Below are 6,622 nucleotides of genomic sequence, written 5' to 3'. Positions count from 1 at the left end.
GTCGGCCTCGATGCGCTGCGGGCGGCACTGCGCCCCCAACTCGCATCCCAGGATGCCGGGCGGTTCATGCGCCAGCGAACAGCCAGGACAGGGTGAGGCGCTGATCGGGTCAATATGACTGACAGCACGGCACCCGGTGCGGAAGCTTGGGCCTCCATCAACACGGAGGCACAAATATGTTTGAAGAAATCTTCTTTCCCCGCACCGCAGCAAAGCATCGCGCCGCGCCGCTTGCCGAACCGAGGGCACGATATCTTCGTCATCTCAAGGAAATTGGCACCAGTCGAGCCACCCTGCGCAAATGCGCCAACGATCACCTTCATCTTGTTCGCCTTCTGAATGTTCAGGAAGGCGACCGGATCAGCATTCAAGGCATCGAGGCAGCGGCGACGATCTGGTCCCAGCCGAAAGGGCGCAGATGCGACCGGGCTGCCACCGCCAAGACCCGTCAACGGTTCGTCAGCCACTGCGTCGACCTGCTGCGCTATCTCGGTTGGGTCGAGGAGACCGAAGAAGACCGTCACCCGCACCATGCCGAGGTGCGGATCTTCGAAGGCTGGTTGCGAAACGAACGTGGCCTGTCAGATGCGACGATAGATGACTATTGCCGCGCTGCCGACCACTTCTTCGTCTGCCTTGCAGGAAGGGGCACGTCGCTGGACGCCATCCAGATGGCGGACGTCGACGAGGTCATTGCGATCGAGCATGGACGGGGTGCCTGGAACCGGAGGACGATTCATGACTTCGCGCAGCGTCTGAGGCCGTTCTTCGGCTTTGCTGAAAAGCGTGGCTGGTGTCGGCCCGGGCTAGGTGCAGGGATCATGGCACCCGGGTACATGGCGGACGAGACCGTTCCGAAGGGCATCAAGCGTGACGACGTCGAGCGTCTGCTGGCATCCGTTCAGGGCGAGCGCCCGGTGGACAAGCGCGACCGCGCGATCCTGATGCTGTTCATCGCTTACGGCCTGCGAGCTGGAGAAGTTGCTGGCCTGCGCCTCGATGATCTCGACTGGGAGAACGGGATGCTGCGTGTCCGGTGCCCGAAACCCGGTCGAACCCACCTGTGGCCACTGTCACAGGCGGTTGGAAACACAATACTGAGTTACATTCGAGACGCGCGACCGTCCGGCTTCGGGCGCAGCCTCTTCTTCACATCACATGCGCCGATCCGACCCCTTGGCAGAAAGGCCTTGGGCAAGATGGTCCGAGATCGCCTGGCCGGCATTGGTGTTGTTGCCGGTCGACGCGGTCCACATGCCCTTCGTCACGCCGCAGCCCAACATCTTCTGGATCAGGGCATGTCGATGAAGCTCATCGGGGACTTTCTCGGGCACCGCGACCCTTCCTCCACCGCGATTTATGCCAAGGTCAACCTTGTGGCCCTCCGCGAAGTGGCAGCCCTCGATCTGGAGGGGCTGGCATGAAGCTGCGCGCGGCTATCGAGCAATATGCGCTTTGGCGACAGGCGCATGGCGCAAAGTTCACGACGGCGCGGAATCTGCTGCGTCAGTTCCTCCGTCACGCCGACGGCGAGGCTGAATGCGACGCGGTCACCAAGGCGCAGGTACTGACCTTCCTGGCCGGAAGGGGCGCCTTGACCCGGCATCGCGAGAACAAGGCCTACGCTCTTGCCGGGTTCTGGCGCTATGCGATCAGCCGGGGCTATGCGCGCTGTTCACCCCTGCCTGAACATGAACCGAGATCGCCGCTGCGTGCGCCGCCCTACATCTACACGCGTGCAGAACTGCAGCGGCTCATTGATCCGAGGAACATCGAGAGCAGCCTGCACGGGGCCAGGCAACTCGACGCCGTCACGTTCCGGACCCTGCTTCTTCTGCTCTATGGCGCGGGTTTGCGCTTCAGCGAGGCGACCGGGCTCACGCTGGCGGATGTGGACCTATCGGAAGCCATCCTGACCATCCGGGATACGAAGTTCCACAAAAGCCGTCTTGTTCCCGTGGGGCCGCGGCTCGCGGCGGTGCTGAAAAACTTCATGTCCATTCGGCCCGGCAACGGGATTGCGCGGGGTGAAGCCGCGTTCCTGCTGGCAAATCGGGACGGCACGCGGCTGGCAAGCAGTACCGTTCAGGCCGCATTCGAAAAGCTGCGGCGCGTCACCAAAGTGCGCGGCACAGAGGGCGGACGGAAGGTTCCGCGCCTGCATGACCTCAGGCACAGCTTCGCGGTTCACAGCCTGACGGCCTGGTATCGGCAGGGGGCGGATGTGCAACGGTTGCTGCCGGTGCTGTCCACCTATCTTGGTCATTCCGATCTGGAAGGCACGAAGGCCTACCTGTCGATGACGCCGGAACTCCTGCAGCAGGCCTCGCTGCGTTTTGCGCACTATGCAAGTGGGGGCGAGAATGCCAGACCCTGAAACCCTCGGCCCCTGGCTCCGGCGCTTCCTCGTCGAGTACATCGTCACCGAACGCAATCTGGCTCGCAACACACGGTCCAGCTATCGCGACACCTTCAGCCTGCTCCTGCCCTTTGCCAGCCGCAAGCTGCGCAAGCCTGTGGATCGGCTGGCGGTGCGCGATCTATCTTCGAGTCTGGTGCTGAAGTTCCTCGCGTATCTTGAAGAAGACCGCGGCTGTTCCGTCCGGACCCGCAATCAGCGGCTTGCCGCCATCCATGCCTTTGCCCGCTTCGTCGGCAGCCGGGATCCGGCCCATGTCGAGTGGTGCAGCCATATCCGAGCGATTGCCTCGAAGAAATCGATGGCGCCGCCGGTCGGCTGGCTGACGAGGCCGGAGATGGAGGCCATGCTCGCCGTGCCCGACCGCAGGACCCGCCGGGGACGACGCGAATACGCGCTTCTGCTCTTTCTCTACAACACCGGCGCCCGTGTCTCCGAGGTCACCCATTTGAAGGTGCGGGATCTGGAGTTTGGTCGCGATAAGGGTGGTCACGATCTTGCCACCCTCCACGGAGAGGGCGGCAAGACGCGGCAGTGCCCGTTGTGGCCGGAAACCGAACGGGTTCTCGCAAACGAAATCCTCGACCGCGCACCGGATGCCCCCGTGTTTGTCAGCAGGCTCGGGACGCAGTTTACCCGCTTTGGGGTCTACCGGCTCATCGAGCGGTCCGCATCGCAGGTTCCCGAACTGGCGGATAGAACGATCACCCCGCATGTGATCCGGCACACGACGGCCTGCCATCTGGTTCTCGCCGGGGTGGACATCAATACCATCCGCGTCTGGCTCGGGCATGTCTCGATCAGCACCACCAACATCTATGCGGAAATAGACCTCACGCTGAAAACCAACGCCGTCGCGCTTTGCGAGGTCGGTCAGCCAAGGCACGGGCGCCCATGGAAGGAGGACAAGGACCTGATGGCCTTCCTGAAATCCCTGTGAGTTAGGAGATGTCGCGGCGTTCTCCGCCAAGCGCTCCTGCTCGACGCGTCGCCGCGATCGCCCTCTTGCCGACCAGAAACACAATAGGTGTGCAAATCGATCAGTTGACATGTTACGGCCGTTACAGCATGGTTGACTCCATGACCGAAATCGCATGGCTTCTCCTCACCTACAAGATTCCGCCCGAGCCGGCGGCGAAGCGGATCGCCGTCTGGCGGCGGCTCAAGGGGATGGGCGCGGTCTATCTCCAGAGCGGCGTCTGCCTCCTGCCCAAGACCGACGACCATGTCCGCCGGTTGAAGATGATCGAGAACGACATCAGCGAGGCGAAGGGTGACTGCGTGATTCTCGAGACCGTCGCGCTCGACCGCGGTCAGGGGGAGAAGGTGATCGCCCGGTTCAAAGCCGACCGGGACGAAGCCTACGAGGAGTTCATCGACAAGTGCGACGACTTCGAGCGCGAGGTCGCCAAGGAGGTCACGGCGAACCACTTCACCTATGCCGAGCTCGAGGAGAACGACGTCGACCTGAAGAAGCTTCAGGGCTGGCTCGGCAAGATCCGCAAGCTCGACTTCTACGGCGGCGCCCGTGCGGCCGAGGCCGAGGAGCGGCTAAAGGGGTGCGAGGCCGTCCTGGACGACTACGCTCGCCGCGTCTTCGACGCCCACGACGAGAACGGGTGAGAGCATGGGCGTTCAGGCAGATATCAACCCATCCACGGCCTTCTATCCACGCTTCCCGCCCGAGGCGATGCGGCGGCCGCCGTCCTGGTTGCTGCGCTGGCTTGACCGCCAACGCCAGCGCGCCGCGCTGGTGGACCTCGACGACCGGCTGCTGTCGGATATCGGCGTAAGCCGTGCGGCTGCTGAGACGGAGGCCCGGCGATGGGACTGACGAGGCCGCAGCACGAAAGGATCGGCACTCATGATTGAATGGTCCACGGCCACCCCGGCCATCGGCTCAGCCTTCCTCGCCTCCGTGGTCGAGATCGTCGAGGCCTTCACCATCATCCTTGCGGTGGCGACACTGCGCGGCTGGCGCCCGGCGGTTCTGGGGACTGCGGCGGCGCTGGCCGTGCTGGCGGCGATCGTGCTGGCGCTCGGACCCTTGCTCGACCGCGTGCCGCTGCATGCCCTGCAACTGGTGATCGGCGTTCTCCTGCTCCTCTTCGGCATCGGCTGGCTGCGCAAGGCGGCTCTGCGCATGGCCGGCGTGATCCCGCTCCATGACGAGGGGGCGATCTTCGCCGCCGAAACGGCGCATCTCGGCGAGGAAGCCCGGCGGCACAAGACATCGCTCGACTGGATCGCTGGCATCACCGCCTTCAAGGCGGTTCTGCTTGAGGGGCTGGAGGTGGTGTTCATCGTCATCGCTGTCGGCGCCGGACGGGGGCTTCTATGGCCCGCGAGCCTCGGCGCGCTCGCGGCCTGCGCGCTTGTTCTTCTGGTCGGCGCGATCGTCCACCGGCCGCTGTCCCGTGTGCCGGAAAACACCCTCAAGTTCGGCGTCGGGGTGATGCTGTCTGCATTCGGGGTGTTCTGGACGGGCGAGGGCCTGGGCATCGAATGGCCGGGCGCCGATCTCGCTCTCTTCGTCTTCGCGGCGCTCTTCCTCGCGACGGGACTACTTGCCGCGAGCCTTGCCCGCACTTCGGTCAGGGAGGCCGCATAATGACCATTCTCAGAGACGTCCTCGCAGAACTCTTCGGCATGTTCGTGGGCGATGCGCGGCTCACAGCGGCCGTGCTTGTAATCGTGGCCGTCGCCGCCGCGCTGATCGATCTCGGGGATGTCCCGCCGCTGATCGGCGGCGGCGTGCTGCTCGTCGGATGTCTCGTTGTGCTCATCGGCGCCGTCGTACGCGCCGCGCGTCGGCAGAGGGCGATGGCGGCTTCCCGGACGACCTGATGAAGGAGATCTCGGCACTGCTTGCGCTGATCGCGGCGGGCAGCGCACTTGGCGGCATGGCCCGCTTCTTCGTCTCGGGTCTCGTCGCCCGCGCCATAGGCGAGACCTTCCCGTGGGGCACGCTGGTGGTGAACGTCACGGGGGCGTTCTCGATTGGCATTCTCGCTTATCTCGCCGAGAACCATCATCTCGCCGACTTGCCACAGGCCTGGCCGCTTGCCGTAACGGGATTCCTCGGGAGCTACACGACCGTCTCCTCGTTCAGCCTCCAGACGCTGGCGCTGGCACGCGACGGCGAGTGGCGGCAGGCGACGGTCAACGTGGTCCTGTCGCTCGTGCTCTGTCTCGCCGCTGTCGCGCTCGGCATGGTCGCCGGTCACGCAGCCATTGCGGCGGGCATCACATGAGCCCGCGCGGTTCGGCTCACTGGCGGAGCATCCGCGCGGCTCTGCTGATGTATCTGGCGGTGGCCCTCGGCACGGCGATCGGCGGCGTGCTGCGCGCCGTCGTCTCTCTGGCCTCGCTCGAAATGCTGGGGCCGGGGTTCCCGTGGGGCACGCTGGCGGCAAACGGGATCGGGTCGTTCGTGATCGGCGCCTACGCGGCGCTGACCGGGCCGGACGGTCGGCTCTTTGTCAGCGCCCGCCAGAGACAGTTCGTGATGACGGGTATCTGCGGCGGGTTTACGACCTTCTCCGTGTTCAGCCTGGAGACGGTCCGGTTCGCAGCCCGCAACGACTATCCGCTCGCGGCCGTGAATGTCGGCGTATCCGTCGTCATATGGCTGCTGGCCGTGTGGGCGGGACATGCCTTGGCCATGCGCCTCAACCGACTGGATGGACGGCGCCGAACGGCGCAACCGAAGCAGGAAAGGATCGACGACATGCAAGTACCGGAACAGGCACTCGCCTTGCGCATCTTCATCGGCGAAGACGACAAAGACGACGGCCGGCCTTTGTACGAAGCAATCGTGCTCAAGGCGCGCGAGATGCACCTCGCCGGAGCGACGGTGCTCAGAGGCCCGCTTGGATACGGACACTCCAGCCGATTGCACACGTCGAAGATCCTGCGGCTCTCCGAGGACCTGCCGCTCGTCATCGAAATCATCGACAGCGAGGACAGGATCAACGCGTTCCTGCCGGAACTCGACCGCCTTATGACGAGCGGCCTGATCACGGTCGAGAACGTGCGCGTGCTCCAATACGGCGCGAATGATCGAAAAGCCGGCGCCTGACTAAAGACGGGCGCATGCCTACCGTCCGTCACCCTGTCCTGGCTGTTCGCTGGCGCATGAACCGCCCGGCATCCTGGGATGCGAGTTGGGGGCGCAGTGCCGCCCGCAGCGCACCGAGGCCG

At 64.6% G+C, this 6,622-nt stretch carries 9 protein-coding genes and 1 pseudogene; all 10 read left to right on the top strand.

Features of this window, described 5'->3' with window-relative positions; all coding sequences use genetic code 11:
- Nucleotides 1–176 precede the first annotated feature (176 nt).
- The 10 genes and pseudogenes from NUU27_RS24500 (at nucleotide 177) to NUU27_RS24455 (ending at nucleotide 6,500) form a co-directional block, all read left to right on the top strand.
- A complete protein-coding gene (locus NUU27_RS24500) occupies nucleotides 177–1,424 on the top strand; it encodes a tyrosine-type recombinase/integrase (RefSeq protein ID WP_257764916.1) in 1,248 nt (415 codons plus the stop codon).
- Nucleotides 1,421–2,377, top strand: coding sequence for a tyrosine-type recombinase/integrase (locus NUU27_RS24495; protein WP_257764915.1), 957 nt, complete (start codon nucleotides 1,421–1,423; stop codon nucleotides 2,375–2,377). Before NUU27_RS24500 ends, NUU27_RS24495 begins: the two co-directional genes overlap by 4 nt.
- Entirely contained in the window at nucleotides 2,364–3,359 is a 996-nt protein-coding gene (locus tag NUU27_RS24490) for a site-specific integrase (RefSeq protein ID WP_257764914.1), read from the top strand. Before NUU27_RS24495 ends, NUU27_RS24490 begins: the two co-directional genes overlap by 14 nt.
- A 140-nt stretch (nucleotides 3,360–3,499) precedes the next feature.
- Nucleotides 3,500–4,042: a Chromate resistance protein ChrB gene (locus tag NUU27_RS24485; RefSeq protein WP_257764913.1), complete on the top strand. Its 543-nt coding sequence runs from the start codon at nucleotides 3,500–3,502 to the stop codon at nucleotides 4,040–4,042.
- A gap of 4 nt (nucleotides 4,043–4,046) precedes the next feature.
- A complete protein-coding gene (locus NUU27_RS24480) occupies nucleotides 4,047–4,253 on the top strand; it encodes a DUF1127 domain-containing protein (RefSeq protein WP_257764912.1) in 207 nt (68 codons plus the stop codon).
- Nucleotides 4,254–4,283: 30 nt separating this feature from the next.
- Nucleotides 4,284–5,030 carry a COG4280 domain-containing protein gene (locus tag NUU27_RS24475; protein ID WP_257764911.1) on the top strand — a complete coding sequence of 249 codons (747 nt, stop codon included), beginning with the start codon at nucleotides 4,284–4,286 and terminating at the stop codon, nucleotides 5,028–5,030.
- Entirely contained in the window at nucleotides 5,030–5,266 is a 237-nt protein-coding gene (locus NUU27_RS24470; RefSeq protein WP_257764910.1) for a hypothetical protein, read from the top strand. The genes NUU27_RS24475 and NUU27_RS24470 overlap by 1 nt, the downstream gene beginning before the upstream one ends.
- Complete coding sequence (gene crcB / locus NUU27_RS24465; protein WP_257764909.1) at nucleotides 5,266–5,673, top strand: fluoride efflux transporter CrcB; 408 nt, start codon at nucleotides 5,266–5,268, stop codon at nucleotides 5,671–5,673. The genes NUU27_RS24470 and crcB overlap by 1 nt, the downstream gene beginning before the upstream one ends.
- Nucleotides 5,670–6,059: pseudogene (locus NUU27_RS24460) on the top strand (CrcB family protein); the annotation flags it as partial. The gene crcB and the pseudogene NUU27_RS24460, both read left to right, overlap by 4 nt.
- A gap of 90 nt (nucleotides 6,060–6,149) precedes the next feature.
- Nucleotides 6,150–6,500, top strand: coding sequence for a DUF190 domain-containing protein (locus tag NUU27_RS24455; RefSeq protein WP_257764917.1), 351 nt, complete (start codon nucleotides 6,150–6,152; stop codon nucleotides 6,498–6,500).
- Nucleotides 6,501–6,622: the final 122 nt, after the last annotated feature.

It is taken from the genome of Nitratireductor sp. ZSWI3 (genome assembly GCF_024655565.1).
Taxonomy (GTDB): domain Bacteria; phylum Pseudomonadota; class Alphaproteobacteria; order Rhizobiales; family Rhizobiaceae; genus Nitratireductor.
Note: the sequence above shows the minus strand (reverse complement) of the source record. Positions and strands in the feature narration are given on the sequence as shown.

What these genes read in the sequence shown, in the direction of transcription:
- NUU27_RS24500 (WP_257764916.1), top strand. Translation starts at nt 177, where the DNA reads ATGTTTGAAGAAATCTTCTTTCCCCGCACCGCAGCAAAGCATCGCGCC.
- NUU27_RS24470 (WP_257764910.1), top strand. Translation starts at nt 5,030, where the DNA reads ATGACCATTCTCAGAGACGTCCTCGCAGAACTCTTCGGCATGTTCGTG.
- NUU27_RS24485 (WP_257764913.1), top strand. Translation starts at nt 3,500, where the DNA reads ATGACCGAAATCGCATGGCTTCTCCTCACCTACAAGATTCCGCCCGAG.
- NUU27_RS24495 (WP_257764915.1), top strand. Translation starts at nt 1,421, where the DNA reads ATGAAGCTGCGCGCGGCTATCGAGCAATATGCGCTTTGGCGACAGGCG.
- NUU27_RS24455 (WP_257764917.1), top strand. Translation starts at nt 6,150, where the DNA reads ATGCAAGTACCGGAACAGGCACTCGCCTTGCGCATCTTCATCGGCGAA.
- NUU27_RS24480 (WP_257764912.1), top strand. Translation starts at nt 4,047, where the DNA reads ATGGGCGTTCAGGCAGATATCAACCCATCCACGGCCTTCTATCCACGC.
- NUU27_RS24490 (WP_257764914.1), top strand. Translation starts at nt 2,364, where the DNA reads ATGCCAGACCCTGAAACCCTCGGCCCCTGGCTCCGGCGCTTCCTCGTC.
- crcB (WP_257764909.1), top strand. Translation starts at nt 5,266, where the DNA reads ATGAAGGAGATCTCGGCACTGCTTGCGCTGATCGCGGCGGGCAGCGCA.
- NUU27_RS24475 (WP_257764911.1), top strand. Translation starts at nt 4,284, where the DNA reads ATGATTGAATGGTCCACGGCCACCCCGGCCATCGGCTCAGCCTTCCTC.